We start from the raw sequence: 15,359 nt of genomic DNA, 5'->3' as shown, positions 1-15,359 counted from the left end.
AAAAGTATCTGCGAGCCTGAGCAATAGGTTATTGCCGCTGGTTTCGCGTTAGGTTACTACACATGTATTCTGGCTTGGCATCTGAAATCCTGCCTTGGTCCGCGACTTTTTTTAGCTTTTTGTCGATGGTCCGCAGGCAACAGTCTAAGACCAGTACCCGAAACCATCCGTCGCTAAACACCTATCCCAGTCAACACAGATGAACACATGTTCGTATATCATAACACACTGCATAACATGATGGAATAAGGTTTATCGGTATTTACCAGAAAATTGAACCCGTTATAATCCTGCTTTCTTCGCATCCTGCCAGAATTGCTCCATCTCTTCTACATTGCTATCTGCTGGTGTTCTTCCCTGTTCACGCAAACGCTCCTCGATGTACTGGAACCGCCCAACAAACTTGCGGTTGGTCGCAGCAAGCGCCTCTTCCGGGTCCGTATCGATGAATCTTGCAACGTTGGCAGCTGCGAATAATAAATCACCCAGTTCGAGCTTCCGTTCTTCCGCAGACTGGCCTTGTTGCACCGCTTCTTTCAACTCCGCCAGTTCTTCCTCGATCTTGGCAAATACACCTTCAACATCATCCCAGTCAAAGCCTACTTTGGCTGCTTTCTTCTGTAACTTGTATCCCTTCATCAATGCAGGCAAGTCACGCGGTATACCATCCAGCACGGAAACCTTCTGCTGATCCTGGCCTTTGCGCTTCTTCTCCTCTGCCTTCATCTGTTCCCAGTTCTGAAGAGCTTCATTCGCATCTTCTGCCTGATTATCGCCAAAAACATGTGGATGGCGGAAGATCAGCTTATCATTCAAGCCTTCGATGACATCATACACATTAAATGTGCCCACTTCTTCTTCCATCTGGGAATGTAATAAAATCTGCAGCAGCAGATCACCCAGCTCTTCTTTCATATGGTCGGGGTCATCTTCATCGATCGTCTCAATGACCTCATAGGTCTCTTCAATCAGGTTTTTGCGAATGGACTGATGTGTCTGCTCCTGATCCCATGGACAGCCGCCAGGACTACGAAGAATGTTCACGATCTCATGCAAACGCGCAAAGGATCTGCGACGCAAGGCATCATCGGTGTTCTTCGGTACATAGATCAGTGACAGATTGCCGTACCCTTCAATCCGGTCCAGTTCGTGCAATGGAATCTTGTGAATGACCTCCTGGCCCTGTACACCCAACGCGTGACCAACAAATACCGGATAATCATCCGGGTAAACCTCCATCAGGCACAGCTTCACGTCTGAAGCAGTGAACACATCGTAGACTTGTCCGATCAACGTATGTAGCTGTGGTTGTACCAATTCCGTGTTCAGGCTGCTGGCATCCAGAAGTTGAAACCCTTCAATTGGGTCGAATCCAAGCCGGATAAAGGCTTCGTCCAGGAAGCTCTCTCCACCCATGACACGCAGTGAAATGCCCATCTGCGGACAACGTTCTTTGAGCAGGCGCACACTTGCTTCTGCTACCATCGGATGACCGGGTACGGCATACACAATCTCCGTTCCGGTCTCACCCTTGCGAGCGGCTTCTATCAGTTGATTCGCGATCTCATCATATACTTCGGGGAAGGAGGACTTCGCCTCATAGATGGCATCAAATGAGGTCATCTCCAGCCCCTCTTGCTTCAGATCATTCAATACGGGATGATCCAGGGTACGTACATAAAGCGTAGCTGCATGTTTCATTTTTTTGATAATACCTACGGTCAGTTGGTCTGCATCTCCAGATCCAAGACCCACTACGGTTAAAGCTGCACTCATTACGTAAACCTCCATCCGGACTATCCTGTCCAGGCTCACTGATTCATCATGCCTGAACAGGACTAATTACACGTATTATACCAGAATCATTCGATATCCTATAATTGCATATTCGCTGTGCTGGGTGTAGAGGCACCGTGAGCATGGAGCTAGCGCAGCACACGCAGTCTGCGCAACAGCTTGGCAAGGCGAGGCCCCAACTTAGGCACAGCCGCCAGCTCCGCGGCGGTCAGTAGCCCTGTCCGGGCCGCCGCCAGCAAGAACACGGCCGAGCCTGCGGCAATGCCCAGCAGGCTCACGCCCATCGCGGCCAGCCTGCGGTCGGCCGCGATACCGATGCCGCCGAGCACCGCTTCGGCGGCCCAAGCCGTGCCTAACGCCGCCAGACTCATGGCGGCGATCACCAGCGCCGGCTTCGCCAGGACGGCGCCAGGGGCAGGGCGCAGGGCGACAAGTCGCGCCAGCAGCGCCACATTCAGGCCAGCTGCCAGCATGTAGGCGACTGCGCCTGCCAGGGCCGCGCCGCTGATGCCCAGCGCCGGCACAAACATGACGTTCAGCAGCGCCTTGACGCCTGCGGCGGCCAGCATGCTGAACGCGGGTGCGCGCACGGCGCCGAGGCCTTGCAGCAGCGCCGCCGCAATAATGCTGACGGTGCTGCCCGCAGCCGTCAGCGCCATGTACCGCAGTGCTTCGGTGCCTGCGGCATCTCCGTACAGCATGCGGTTAATCGGCTCCGCCAGCACCGCGAGACCCGCGGATGCCGCCAGGCCGATCAACCAGAACCAGCGCAGCGCTAGGCCTGCTTGCTGCCGGACGGCTTCTGGCCCGCCCTTTAACCGGGCTTCCGCCATCGCCGGAATAAACAGCACAGACAGTGACGTGGCCAGCATCGTCACCAGTTGAACCAGCGGCAATCCACGGTTATAGATGCCGAAGGAAACCATTGACTGAAGCTCGTCCAGTCCTTCTCCTCGCAGCAATCGGGGCACGGTGAAGGTATCCACCAGATTCATCAGCGGTACAGCCAGCGACCCGAGACAGACGGGAATGGCGTACATGAGCAGCGTCTTGATCCACTCCCCATTGGATCGTGATCTTTCTGCCAGAGCCGGGTTAATAGCACTCACCGTTTTCTTCAGCGGCGTAACCGGTGTATTCTCCTGACGCTCATGACGATCTGATCCAACTTCTCCGCCATTACTGCTCCATTCTGAATCCAACTGTTCGGTGACCACTTCCCTGCCTTTCCGCCGATGACGGACCATGTACCCTAACATGGTTAACAGCCCAACCATTCCACCAGCAACGGAGCCCATCATGGCACCAGCAGCAATAGTCTCAAGCGAAGCGTCCCGTCTCATCAACCACAGAAGCAGAACAATCATGACGGTGACACGTATCGTCTGCTCCACCACTTGTGATACCGCTGTTGGGACCATCTGCTGTAATCCCTGAAAATATCCTCGCAGCCCTGTCATCACAGGTACGAACAATAACGCCCATGAAGCTGCACGAATCGATGGAACCACATGGTGGTTGCCAATCATGTCAGCGATCAGCGGCGCACCTGCATACATCAAGAGCGCCATTATAATTCCAATTCCCCCGAGCAGTAGGGAAGATAGTCGAATAATTCTTCTGCTCTCGTCTGGTCTTCCGAGTGCGTTCTGTTCTGCTACGAATTTGGATACGGCAAGCGGCAGCCCTGCAGCAGCAAGCGTGATAATGAGCATATATAACGGATACACCGTATTGTAGATGCCAAATACACCGTCTCCCCCCAGATTCTGCAGCGGAATCTTCTGAAAAGCACCAATGATTTTAGAGATAATGGCAGCAAGCCCAAGTATAAATGCACCCTGTAGCAGCCTTGAGCCTGTAGACGGCTGTTTCATAAGTCCCTCCCGCGTAATCCTTTTAAGCATACCTTGCTATTATAACTGCCTGAAGGCACACAGACTAACCCTACCCCATCACAATCATCCGGATTAACTTCGTTGTCCCATAAAATGCAAAAACTCCCGTATGCCCAAAACAGGGCACCAGGAGTTGATCTGCGGTCTATTGTTCCATTTGCTTGCCAAGGAAACCAGCAGCTGTCTCGGACATCTTCACTTCCATCTGAGACATCTTCACCGATTCATCCTTATTGAACAGGATAACCGTTCCGATGGGGTCACCACCTGAAATAATCGGCGCAATAACAAAAGAGGATAACGTCTCGTCATGATCTTTGCTAAGCTCATAAGAACCGTTGTTTGTTTCCAAAATGGTCTTCCTGTTTTCCATACATCCCTCTAACAGTTGACCTACCTGCTTGTCCAAATACTCTTTTTTCGAACCACCTGCCACCGTGATAATGGTATCCCGGTCAGAAATCATCGTTACATGTCCTGTACTCTCATACAGGGATTCTGCATATTCTTTGGCAAAATCACCAAGTTCGCCAATTGGCGAATATTTTTTAAGGATAACTTCTCCATCACGATCCACGAAAATTTCCAGTGGATCACCTTCACGAATACGTAACGTACGGCGGATTTCTTTTGGAATGACCACACGACCAAGGTCATCTATACGGCGGACAATACCAGTAGCTTTCATTTCACATGTTGCCCCACTTTCTCGAGAAGATTTTTCAACTACTGTTCCTTAATGGGTAGAGGAAAGTCCCAGAACGTTTAGTGTGATATCTTGACCATAGTATTCATCTGTTCCCATTTCCTTATACATGCTTCGGAGAATATAGTTGTGTAACTTTCGAAGAAGGCGACCATGTACCCATACTGCTTGAATAGATACAAGAAGAAGCAAGAAGGAGGTCCTAAGTCCTCCCCTTGCTTCTCTGTATGGTTGTCCATATTTACGTAGTACAAGGCATTCATTCGGGCGAATTTAACCCTGAACGTATGCTAACACAGCAATTTTACCAGCTTACTTGCTGCTTGTACCTTCATCTGTAGTTGCATCTTTGTCTGTTCCAGTCGTACCTTGGTCAGTCTTGGTATCCGTACCTGTGGAGTCATCCGTTTTTGGTTCGGTTGTTTTCTCTCCTTCAGTTCCTGTACCCGTAGTACCTTCAGTCGTACCTTCTTCAGCTTTTTCTGTTTTTGGCAGTTTAACTTCTTTTACGATTTTGTCCAATTCATTTTGCATGAACGTATCGATTTCGGCTGCAGCCAATTGGCTCTTCAGACTTTCTTTTTGTTCAGCCGTCAATTTGGCAAAGTCAGCTTCTGTACGAGCTTCCACTTTCATGACGTGGTAACCGTACTCTGTCTCTACTGGATCACTGATTTTGTTCAGTGGCAACGTTTTTGCAGCTTCCTTAAATGCTTCTACCCAGCTACCTACAGGTGTATTTTCATACAGTCCACCCTTTTCAGCAGAACCTGGATCTTCGGAATATTTTTTTGCAATTTCAGCAAAATCAGCTCCGCCATCCAACTTGGTTTTTACTTCTTTTGCAATTTTAAGTGCATCTTCTTTTTTACGCTCTTTTTGCGTTTTTGGATCTGTGAAGTTAATCAGTACGTGACGAACAGAAGCCGTTGTGAACTGATCTTTGTTTTTCTCAAACTCAGCCTTGATTGCATCGTCCGTAACACCTGTTTCTTTATCTTTGATTACTGTCATGATCCGAGTCATGTAGTCTTTAATGTTGTCGTCAGTCAGGTTCTGAGCTTTGAGCATTTCTGTCCATTGATCTGCCTGAACAGAAGCTTTCATTTTATCGAATTGCTCAGTTGCCGCTTTTGTACCGGCTGTTTTGGCATCTTCAGTTGCTTTGCCACTCAGATATTCATAGGCAACTTCCTGTTTCACCAGATACTCTTTGAAATCGTCCATATCCATCATTTGTGCATACTCCGGATAGAGGAATTTCATGACACGTTGCTCCATGTCGAATTCATTGGCTGTAATGGTACCACCATCATACGTAGCGACTACAGCACTTGTATCCGTCGATTCAGGTGTTTTTGCTTCTTCCTTCTTGCCACATGCAGCAAGCAGTGATAAGGATAGTACTGCGACCATGCTCACAGACAGTACTTTTCCTACTTTTTTATACTTTGGTAACATCCTTTAGTTCCCCCTTTGATTTAAAAGCAGTTTTCATGGACTCCAGAATTTTCTCTACCAGCTCCATCAGTTGCTTATCCCCAAGCCCCTTGCCTTTAGCGTGAATCAGCATATGGGGTCCTTGTTCAAATTGTACACGTCTTTCGAACTGATTTCCAATGTGCGCGATTTTCGAGAGTTCAAAGGCATGTTCACGCCCTTCATAGAACTTCACGGTAATGTCCTCACCGCGTTGGGAAATGGACTCAATACCGTAGATTTTTCCGTATACTTTCATCCGCGCAACAGCCAGCAAGTTAATGACGGCTTCCGGAAGATCACCGAATCGGTCAACCAATTCGTCTTCCAATTCCATCGCATCGTCGAAAGATGCAATGACCGCCACTTTTTTGTAGATCTCAATCTTCTGAATACTGTCATAGATATAATCGGACGGCAAGTAGGCATCGATACTGAGATCCAGGGTTGTGTTCCACTGATCAGAAGGTACCGGCTCCTCGCCAAGCATCGTAACTTTGCGTTTGTTGATCTCCTCTGCGAGCATCTGGGAATACAGATCAAACCCGACGGAAGCGATGAAACCATGCTGCTCCGCTCCTAGCAGATTTCCCGCACCACGAATCGACAAGTCACGCATGGCGATTTTGAAACCTGAACCCAGTTCGGTGAATTCTTTGATGGATTGCAGACGTTTCTCAGCAACTTCAGTAAGCACTTTATCCCGTTGGTACGTAAAATAGGCATACGCAATACGGTTGGAACGACCCACACGTCCGCGCAGCTGATACAGCTGGGAGAGTCCCATTTTATCCGCATCATGTACGATCAGTGTATTTACGTTCGGAATATCTACCCCGGTCTCGATGATACTTGTGCTCACAAGCACGTCATATTCACCATCCAGGAAGTCCAAGATCGTTTTCTCCAGCTCTGTTTCCGACATCTGACCATGTCCCACACCAACTTTGGCTTCAGGCACAAGTTCAGAAATTTCGGCAGCCATCTCCTGAATTCCCTGAACACGGTTGTAGAGGTAATACACTTGCCCACCACGGGCAAGCTCACGCTCAATGGCTTCACGAACAAGCGCCTGACTGTGTTCAACCACATAGGTCTGCACCGGGAAACGATTCTCTGGTGGAGTCTCGATAACGGACAGATCACGCACACCCAGCATGGACATATGAAGCGTACGCGGAATCGGCGTTGCCGTCAGCGTCAGCACGTCCACATTGGTTTTCAGCTTCTTCAGTTTTTCCTTATGGGTTACACCGAAGCGCTGTTCTTCATCAACAATGAGCAGTCCCAGGTCCTTGAACACCAGATCCTGCGACAGCAATCGATGCGTCCCGATGACAATATCCACTGTGCCTGCCTTGATGCCTTTGGCTGTTTCATTCTGCTCTTTACGGGAGCGGAACCGGCTAAGCACATGAATGTTGAACGGATAACCAGAGAACCGCTCACGGAACGTCTCAAAATGCTGCTGTGCCAAAATGGTTGTTGGCACGAGGACAGCCACCTGTTTGCCTTCAATAGCTGCTTTAAATGCAGCCCGAATAGCCACCTCGGTTTTGCCGTAACCAACATCCCCACACAATAAACGATCCATTGGACGGTTTTGTTCCATGTCCTTTTTGATTTCTTCGATCGCACGCACCTGATCACGTGTCTCATCGTAAGGGAACATGTCCTCAAACTCCTGCTGCTCCGCAGAATCCTTGTCGAATCCAAACCCTTTGGAGGTCTGACGCTCTGCATACAGCTTAATTAGATCATCAGCAATATCCTGTACGGATGTGCGGACTTTATTTTTGACCCGTGTCCACTCATTGCCGCCCAGCTTGTATATTTTCGGTTCTTTCTCTTCGGAACCAACATATTTTTGAATCAGATCGATCTGCTCAATAGGTACAGACAGTTTGTCTCCACCAGCATAGAGAATATGCATGTAGTCCTTATGAATACCACCAACCTCGAGGGTGCCGATCCCCAGGTACTTACCAATCCCGTGGTTCTGGTGAACGACATAATCGCCCACTTTTAGCTCGCTATAGGATTTGATCCGTTCAGCATTATCTACATTCCGAATCGGTTTGCGTACTTTACGCTGTTTTTGCGAGAACATCTCGCCCTCGGTCACAACAGCCAAATGAATGGACGGCATTTCAAATCCCGTTTGCAAATTACCGATCATCATCTCTGGCTCTGGAATATCATAGTCCATCAGTACCCGGCGCATCCGCTCGAGTCGCTCCTCACCGTTCGCCAGCATGAGCACTTTGACTCCGGCCTTCTGCCAACGCTCCATCTCTGCCTTCAGTACGTTCATCTGTCCATGGAAATCCTGCATGCCACGACTGATGAAGTTCAGAATGTTTTGTGGTTGAGTGTGTGGAACTTGGCGCAAAAAGATCGACATAAACAGCGTCTGGAATGGACGCTCATACAAGAGTTCATCACCGTCTGCGGATAATGGAAGATCCGGAAGTGTTTTTCCGTTTTGCATCAAATGCAGGTTCCACTCTGATTCATCACGGTCCAGCTGTTTTGATGTCTCCGATAGTCTGGCAGGCTCATCAAGAACCAGCAGGGTATCTTCTGGCATATAGTCGTAGATCGTTTTGTTCTCCGGATAGAGCGGAGAAATATATTTATACATTTCGGAGAAATACACGTGTTCCCGCAAAAGCTCGATCTCCCGGTGAATTTCCTCACGAAGACGCAGCTTCGCCTGCCGGTCCGTCATTTTCTCCAGCTGTTGCTCCAGCAAAAGAGCAGCCGCATCGGCAGCCTTTTCCATACGTTCACGATCTGCAATTAACTCCTTGCATGGTAAAACCGTAATTTCTTCAATCCGTTCAATCGAACGCTGATCCGCTGGATCAAATGTCCGAATGGAGTCGATCTCATCATCAAATAACTCCACCCGATATGCGATCGATGAAGTAACCGGATAGAAGTCGATGATACCTCCGCGTACACTCATCTCACCACGAGATTCCACGCGTTCCACACGCTCATATCCGAGCTTTACCATCTCCAGCAGGAAGGAGTCCAGTTGAAGTGTGTTGCCCTGTTTAATCAAAATTCGAGCATTGGCCATCACTTCCGGAAGCGGAACATAACGTCTTACCCCGGAAAAAGGAATAACAACAACGCCCCTGAATCCCTGGGCGCAGCGGACCAACACATCAATACGCTGACCCAATGTTTCCGGGCTGGAAACAGCAGCTTCCGCAGCGACAAGCTCGTTGGCAGGATAGATCAACACCTGATCAGGTGAAAGCGCTTCCTGTAAATCTTCTGCAATTTTTTGAGCTGAAAACATATTATGTGTTACTACGAGCAATGGTCGGTTCATTTCCTGATGCAAGGCAGCCAGCATAATCTGACGCGCCGAGCCGGATAGACCCGAAACCAATTGTTCCTTCATGCCGGACTTGATTCCGGCTGTAATGGACCCGAAGTCCGGATCTTTGGAAAAAGCCTGTATAAGTGCTTGTAACAAAAGGGGCACCTCTCTTATAACTTACTTGATTATCTCACGCATACGCGTAGCATCACTATTAAAATGGATACAAATTCCTTTTTGTCCTGTTTCATCATATCGGATTACTCGCAACATTGCCACATCTGTTGATGCGGCTGAGCCTAATTTCGAGCTAGAGATGGCTTTCATGCCAACTGAAAAGAAGCCTCAGCAGGCTGCCAAGGCTATAAAAGGTGGAGCGTTATTACGCAACCGCCCTCAACTGTCATTCGATCCTGTATGGGCGATGTCTACTGAAGCGGACTCGCGAGCAGGCTAAGCTCCGGATTGTGCTCCAGGGCTTCCTTACAGTAATCACATGTAATCCGAACGGTAATGTCACCACCGGAATTATACGCTATTATATCCCTCCGCTCGTCGGGGGTCAAGAAATGAAAGCCAAGCTCTACTTCCGTTATCCGGGCAGAATCGATTCGTCCAATAAAGGTACGGCAATGCCTACATACGTAATTCACTGACATGTTTATGCCTCCTGAACATGGTTTATACATCCAGTATGTCCAGTATGGCTGAATCGAACCCGTCTTTTTGATCATTTTACCAGTATGTCTTACAAAATTAACCGTTAAACTTCGCCATTGTTTGTTCAAACGTATGAGTCAAGCTATGCTCCAGGGCATCACACGTTTGCTCAATGGTCTGATCAAGGGCTTCCTTTTCTTTCTTCATGAATGTCGACAGTACATAATCAACAATGGCATGTCCTGGTTCAGGCCGGGATATTCCCATGCGCACCCGGTTAAACTGCTGTGTACCGGTATGCTGAATAATGGACTTGATTCCATTATGTCCGCCTGCACTACCTTGGTAACGCAATCTGACTTTGCCAATCTCTGTATCCATGTCGTCGTACACAACAATCAGATCTTCAAGACTAACTTTATAAAAATCCATATATGCTCGAACCGATTCACCAGACAAGTTCATATAGGTCATTGGTTTGATCAGTACGGTTTTCACACCGCCAATATTGCCTTCTCCAATCAGCGCTTTACATTTATTCTGTGTAATGGAGATATTATGACGATCAGCCAACCGATCCAGTGCCATAAAACCGATATTATGACGGGTTTTGGCATAGTTCGAGCCTGGATTTCCAAGTCCGACAATCCACTTCATCTTGTTCCCTCCTTCGGATTAGCCTGAGGTGAGGCATAGACTTCGAATCTTATATTTCATATAATATCAGGAAAGTAAAGATCGATTTACTGTAGTATTTACAGTTCATATTTTATCGACCCAGGAAGGTGAGCGGGTTTTGCGCGAAGACAATGGACAACTGACTCAACATAGCGATTTTATCTATCATCTCGAATATCACGTACCTGTACAGGTATACGACCGCGACACCCATATTGAGATTGGTCTAATCACACGTTTCGATAATCAATTCGTCGAAATTGCCGACACGCTTTTTCATCGGCGTCGTTTCCGATTTATCTCCCGCCCCGGGTATTAACCATATAAGATGAACGAACCATTTTACACTGGATCACTGCGCGTGCAGAAACATCTTCCGATCGCTGTTATCCCCAGATTTTTTTGATTCCCTTTTCAAAGGGAAAATCCGGTGATAAAGGCGAACGCTTCACTTCTTCAGATCTTTTCTGCCCTCTTCGTTCTGTGTAAATTAGTAGTTCAAATTATATGGACTAACCAGCGTCTGTTTCACTTTTAATAAAACGGCACGCCGACAGGGGTTACATTTTCCATTGAACCGGAAAACGTAACCCCTCTACTACTTTATGCAGACATCCTTATTCAATTTCAAACAGCTTGCTGATTGACAATTCCTCATGAACCCGGATAATCGCTTCTCCGAGCAAAGGCGCTACAGACAACACTTTGAGTTTGCTTGTCGGATTAGCATGCGTAATTGGAATGGTATCCGTTACGATAACTTCCTTCAATGGTGCATTCTCCAAACGTTCCATCGCAGGTCCGGACAATACCGGGTGAGTACAGCACGCGTATACTTCTTTTACGCCGCCTTCCATCAGAGCATTCGCTCCCAGTACAATCGTTCCCGCCGTGTCAATAATGTCATCGATCAGGATGGCTGTTTTACCCTCGATGTTACCGATAATGTTCATCACTTCGCTCACATTCGGCTCAGGACGGCGTTTATCGATAATCGCCAGGGGTGCATTCAGGAAATCAGCCAGTTTACGTGCGCGCACTACGCCACCGTGGTCAGGCGACACAACAACCGGATTTTCGATCTGTTTCGACCGGAAATATTGAGCCAGAATTGGCACGCCAAGCAAATGGTCGACTGGAATGTCGAAGAATCCCTGGATCTGCATTGCATGCAAGTCCATCGCGATGACACGGGTTGCACCCGCTTTTTCAATCAGGTTAGCAACCAGTTTCGCTGTAATCGGGTCACGCGAACGTGCCTTGCGATCCTGTCTTGCATAGCCATAGTAAGGAATAACGACGTTAATCGTCTTGGCAGATGCCCGTTTGAGTGCATCAATCATAACGAGCATTTCCATCAGGTTATCATTAACCGGCAAGCAAGTGGACTGCACGATATAAACGTGACAACCCCGAACACTCTCGGAGAGTTTCACTTGAATCTCGCCATCACTAAAGCTGGTTGTGTGAGATTCACCCATAGGGATCCCGATATAATCAGCAATTTGATGGGCAAGCTTGGGGTTAGAATTGCAAGTAAATATTTTTAATTTCGAATCAAAATAAGTCATAAAATAAAAACCCTCCGTGCTGGTTCATTGGAATCAATAAGCGTCTGCGACATGTCGGCACCTCCCCGATCTTCGGGAGGCAATCTTGTTATCAAAACCCCTTATTGGGGTTTGGCATTTTGTTTCTTGGCTTTGGCACGTCCGCGAATCTTCTCCGCATAACCAGGTTTATTCTCCTGACGTGGACGAGCAATGGCCAGATCATTCTCGGGAACGGAATGGGTAACGGTGGAGCCAGCAACCACATAAGCGCCTTTTCCTACCGTAATCGGTGCAATTAGATTGACGTTGCTACCTACAAAAGCATCATCTTCAATTGTTGTCACAGCTTTATTATAACCATCATAATTGACAGTTATTGCCCCGCATCCAACATTTACGTTTTTCCCTACTTTGGCATCTCCAATATAGCTGAGATGAGATACTTTGGAACCTTCATCAATTGTAGCATTTTTCACTTCAACAAAGTCACCAATTTTTACGTTGCGACCCAGCTTAGTCCCTGGACGCAAATTAGCAAATGGACCTACCGTTGCATCAGAACCAACCTCGGCATTGGATACTACCGAATGTTTAATTGTAACTCCGTCCTGAATAACACTGTCTTCCACATCTGCCTGAGGACCAATATGACATGCTTCACCAATGGAAGTTGTGCCTTTGAGGATTGTCCCCGGATACAAAACTGTATCTGATCCAATCGTAACATCCGCTCCGATATATGTCGATGACGGATCAATGATTGTCACACCGTTCAACATATGGCGTACGGCAAGACGTTCACGCATGAAGGCTTCGGCTTGCGAAAGTGCAAGTCGGTCGTTAACCCCGATGGATTCTGCGATGTCATCCGACATGTAAGCTTCAACCACTTCTCCATCATTGCGGAAAATCCCAACTACGTCTGTGAGATAATACTCTCCCTGAGCGTTCTGGTTCGTCACTTTTTCCAAGGCAGCGAACAATTTTGCATTATCGAAACAGTATGTGCCTGTGTTAATCTCGTTCACAGCATCTTCCTGCTCTGTGCAATCCTTTTGTTCCACAATCCGTTGTACAGATCCATCTTCTCCGCGAATAACGCGGCCATAACCTTTGGGATTGTCCAACTGAGCCGTAAGAACTGTGGCTGCTGCTCCGCTGCTCTCATGCAGCTTCATCAGACCTTCCAACGTCTCACTGGTCACAAGCGGTGTATCTCCACATACCACAATTGTAGAGCCTGTTTCGCCGCCAAGCAAAGATTTAACCTGCCTCACTGCATGACCTGTACCCAATTGTTCTGCCTGGAGTGCATACTCCGCTCTGGAACCCAAAAATGACTGCACCGCTTCGGCACCATGACCGACTACAACTACACTGCGTTCAACGCCTGCGCTGAGTGCTGCATCCAGCACATGTCCAACCATAGGTTTACCGCATACGGGATGCAGTACTTTGTACAATTTTGATTTCATTCGTTTTCCTTGCCCTGCGGCAAGAACGATTGCCATTCGTTTCAAAATTAACGACCTCCTGTTCTGAAAATCCCATTGAAATGCATTGCTGATCTATATCCAATGAGTATCGTTCAGCCGGCTTCAAGCCGGTCCTGTTCATCGCCTGCTGTCTCTGTAATCACACGTAACAACGCGGACACCAACGAATCGTGACCTATATGTATACGCCGTGTACCTGCGAGCTTAACCGAATCCCAATGATTCCTAAGATGCCGCCCTGCCACCAAGCGCACGATGCGCTTTTTGTTCTCTACTAATAAACTCAATACTGAATATATCTTATTCCGGTCAAAAAGAAAAGAGAGCCATAAGACATGGCTCTCTTTTCCTTCGAACCCCAATAATGTTCTCAGGCACCTTCTTCAATGACTTCTTCCTCAGTTGCCGCACGATCGTATTCAGTCAAAACTGCTGCCTGAATCTTCTCACGCGTACCGGAAGAGATCGGGTGGGCGATATCACGGAACTCTCCATCAGGAGTACGTTTGCTCGGCATAGCAACAAACATTCCGTTGTTACCATCAATGACACGAATGTCATGAACGACGAATTCGTTATCGATGGTAATGGATGCGATAGCCTTCATTCTCCCCTCCGAGTTAACACGGCGGAGTCTGACATCCGTAATTTGCATGTGTGTGTTCACCACCTTTTTCCATCAGAACTTGGTGTATAATTCCACACAGCATATACGAACTCCTTCTTTTTATAACCACAAAAATTTCCTAATTTCAGGAATTTTTTTATTTAATACACAATTCGACAACGTTAGTGCCAGGTCGATGGAAAAGACCTTTTAACGACATAACATTCGTCATCTTTCTACAGGTCAAAATAGTTACCAGGCTTGACGGAAATCTGTCTGCTCTTGGCATCAACTGCTGTCAGTTTCGCCAGAGATACGTAATCTGTTAGCAGGCGTTCTTCTGAATCTACAGAACCAGATTCCACCAGTACCCCTACCCCGGCAACTGTAGCATTAAACTCGGCCAAAAGATCGATCATTCCTTGCACCGTACCCCCGGCCTTCATGAAGTCATCCACAATAAGTACTCTGGAATGCTCACGCATCGCCCTGCGGGACAGGGACATGGTATGCAGACTTTTATGGGACCCGGATACATAATTGATACTTACGGCCGATCCTTCTGTAGCCTGATGGTCCCTGCGTACGAGCACGACAGGCAGGTTGAGCTGGGCACCGGTCGCATAAGCCAGTGGAATTCCTTTGGTTTCTACCGTCATAACCACATCAATATTCATATTGCCAAAGGCCGTTGCAAAAATCTTGCCGGCTTCATTCATCAATGCGGGCTGACCAAGCAAGTCGGACATGTACAGGTATTCTCCAGGCAAGATCCGATCAGGTTGCGCGAGCTGGGTCGAGAGCCGCTCCGCAAATGCCAATGCCAGTTCTCGGGATACCTTCGGAATCCATCTTACTCCCCCGGCCGCTCCAGCCAGTGTATGCAGTTCTCCTGACCCACCTTCTTCGAACACTTCCTTGATAATCGCCAAATCTTCACTAATTGAAGACTTTGCGGCTCCATAACGTTCGGCAAATGTGGTCAACGGAATAACCGTATGCGGTCTGGACAATAAGTATTGCGTCATTTCAACCAGCCTTGCGCTTCGTTTTAACTTCTTCACAGAGATCCATCCTCACGATCACGGAAACATCCAAATCCGAATAATTATTTAAGAATATAACACCTTTATACGTGTTTGTACATT

The 15,359-nt window shown here is 47.8% G+C and carries 13 protein-coding genes; 1 reads left to right on the top strand and 12 read right to left on the bottom strand.

Features of this window, described 5'->3' with window-relative positions; translation table 11 throughout:
- Window positions 1-282 precede the first annotated feature (282 nt).
- The 7 genes from mazG to pth form a co-directional block, all read right to left on the bottom strand.
- Window positions 283-1,776 (bottom strand): nucleoside triphosphate pyrophosphohydrolase, encoded by a 1,494-nt coding sequence (mazG, locus tag MKY44_RS00245; RefSeq protein WP_341005673.1) that lies wholly within the window; start codon window positions 1,774-1,776, stop codon window positions 283-285.
- Window positions 1,777-1,925: 149 nt separating this feature from the next.
- Entirely contained in the window at window positions 1,926-3,674 is a 1,749-nt protein-coding gene (locus tag MKY44_RS00240; RefSeq protein ID WP_341005672.1) for a putative polysaccharide biosynthesis protein, read from the bottom strand.
- A 166-nt stretch (window positions 3,675-3,840) separates the two neighbouring features.
- Window positions 3,841-4,383, bottom strand: coding sequence for a stage V sporulation protein T (gene spoVT / locus MKY44_RS00235; protein WP_036606123.1), 543 nt, complete (start codon window positions 4,381-4,383; stop codon window positions 3,841-3,843).
- A 330-nt stretch (window positions 4,384-4,713) separates the two neighbouring features.
- Window positions 4,714-5,862, bottom strand: a complete 1,149-nt coding sequence (locus tag MKY44_RS00230; protein WP_341005671.1) for a peptidylprolyl isomerase — start codon at window positions 5,860-5,862, stop codon at window positions 4,714-4,716.
- The gene (mfd, locus tag MKY44_RS00225; protein WP_036606125.1) at window positions 5,846-9,373 is read right to left on the bottom strand and encodes a transcription-repair coupling factor; all 3,528 of its coding nucleotides are present in this window, start codon (window positions 9,371-9,373) and stop codon (window positions 5,846-5,848) included. Before mfd ends, MKY44_RS00230 begins: the two co-directional genes overlap by 17 nt.
- Before the next feature lie 272 nt (window positions 9,374-9,645).
- Window positions 9,646-9,876, bottom strand: a complete 231-nt coding sequence (locus MKY44_RS00220; RefSeq protein ID WP_017691368.1) for an anti-sigma-F factor Fin family protein — start codon at window positions 9,874-9,876, stop codon at window positions 9,646-9,648.
- Between the two features lie 97 nt (window positions 9,877-9,973).
- Window positions 9,974-10,534 (bottom strand): aminoacyl-tRNA hydrolase, encoded by a 561-nt coding sequence (gene pth, locus MKY44_RS00215; protein ID WP_036606126.1) that lies wholly within the window; start codon window positions 10,532-10,534, stop codon window positions 9,974-9,976.
- Between the two features lie 139 nt (window positions 10,535-10,673).
- Between pth and MKY44_RS00210 the strand changes: the two genes are divergently transcribed.
- Window positions 10,674-10,874: a hypothetical protein gene (locus MKY44_RS00210; protein WP_024633712.1), complete on the top strand. Its 201-nt coding sequence runs from the start codon at window positions 10,674-10,676 to the stop codon at window positions 10,872-10,874.
- Between the two features lie 298 nt (window positions 10,875-11,172).
- On the opposite strand, the gene MKY44_RS00205 is transcribed toward MKY44_RS00210, so the two are convergent.
- The 5 genes from MKY44_RS00205 to purR all read right to left on the bottom strand — a co-directional run bounded on the left by MKY44_RS00205 (window position 11,173) and on the right by purR (window position 15,275).
- A complete protein-coding gene (locus tag MKY44_RS00205) occupies window positions 11,173-12,126 on the bottom strand; it encodes a ribose-phosphate diphosphokinase (RefSeq protein WP_017691370.1) in 954 nt (317 codons plus the stop codon).
- Between the two features lie 101 nt (window positions 12,127-12,227).
- Window positions 12,228-13,619, bottom strand: a complete 1,392-nt coding sequence (glmU, locus tag MKY44_RS00200; RefSeq protein WP_445670668.1) for a bifunctional UDP-N-acetylglucosamine diphosphorylase/glucosamine-1-phosphate N-acetyltransferase GlmU — start codon at window positions 13,617-13,619, stop codon at window positions 12,228-12,230.
- Window positions 13,620-13,696: 77 nt separating this feature from the next.
- Window positions 13,697-13,891 (bottom strand): hypothetical protein, encoded by a 195-nt coding sequence (locus MKY44_RS00195; RefSeq protein ID WP_341005669.1) that lies wholly within the window; start codon window positions 13,889-13,891, stop codon window positions 13,697-13,699.
- 83 nt (window positions 13,892-13,974) lie between these two features.
- Window positions 13,975-14,259 carry a septation regulator SpoVG gene (spoVG, locus tag MKY44_RS00190; RefSeq protein ID WP_017691372.1) on the bottom strand — a complete coding sequence of 95 codons (285 nt, stop codon included), beginning with the start codon at window positions 14,257-14,259 and terminating at the stop codon, window positions 13,975-13,977.
- Window positions 14,260-14,447: 188 nt separating this feature from the next.
- The gene (purR, locus tag MKY44_RS00185; RefSeq protein ID WP_017691373.1) at window positions 14,448-15,275 is read right to left on the bottom strand and encodes a pur operon repressor; all 828 of its coding nucleotides are present in this window, start codon (window positions 15,273-15,275) and stop codon (window positions 14,448-14,450) included.
- Window positions 15,276-15,359: the final 84 nt, after the last annotated feature.

The organism is Paenibacillus sp. FSL R7-0026 (assembly GCF_038004485.1).
Classification (GTDB): Bacteria; Bacillota; Bacilli; order Paenibacillales; family Paenibacillaceae; genus Paenibacillus; species Paenibacillus xylanexedens_A.
This window is presented reverse-complemented; position numbering and strand designations above follow the sequence as displayed.

What these genes read in the sequence shown, in the direction of transcription:
- mazG (WP_341005673.1), bottom strand. Translation starts at nt 1,776, where the DNA reads ATGAGTGCAGCTTTAACCGTAGTGGGTCTTGGATCTGGAGATGCAGAC.
- MKY44_RS00240 (WP_341005672.1), bottom strand. Translation starts at nt 3,674, where the DNA reads ATGAAACAGCCGTCTACAGGCTCAAGGCTGCTACAGGGTGCATTTATA.
- spoVT (WP_036606123.1), bottom strand. Translation starts at nt 4,383, where the DNA reads ATGAAAGCTACTGGTATTGTCCGCCGTATAGATGACCTTGGTCGTGTG.
- MKY44_RS00230 (WP_341005671.1), bottom strand. Translation starts at nt 5,862, where the DNA reads ATGTTACCAAAGTATAAAAAAGTAGGAAAAGTACTGTCTGTGAGCATG.
- MKY44_RS00220 (WP_017691368.1), bottom strand. Translation starts at nt 9,876, where the DNA reads ATGTCAGTGAATTACGTATGTAGGCATTGCCGTACCTTTATTGGACGA.
- pth (WP_036606126.1), bottom strand. Translation starts at nt 10,534, where the DNA reads ATGAAGTGGATTGTCGGACTTGGAAATCCAGGCTCGAACTATGCCAAA.
- MKY44_RS00205 (WP_017691370.1), bottom strand. Translation starts at nt 12,126, where the DNA reads ATGACTTATTTTGATTCGAAATTAAAAATATTTACTTGCAATTCTAAC.
- glmU (WP_445670668.1), bottom strand. Translation starts at nt 13,619, where the DNA reads ATGGCAATCGTTCTTGCCGCAGGGCAAGGAAAACGAATGAAATCAAAA.
- spoVG (WP_017691372.1), bottom strand. Translation starts at nt 14,259, where the DNA reads ATGCAAATTACGGATGTCAGACTCCGCCGTGTTAACTCGGAGGGGAGA.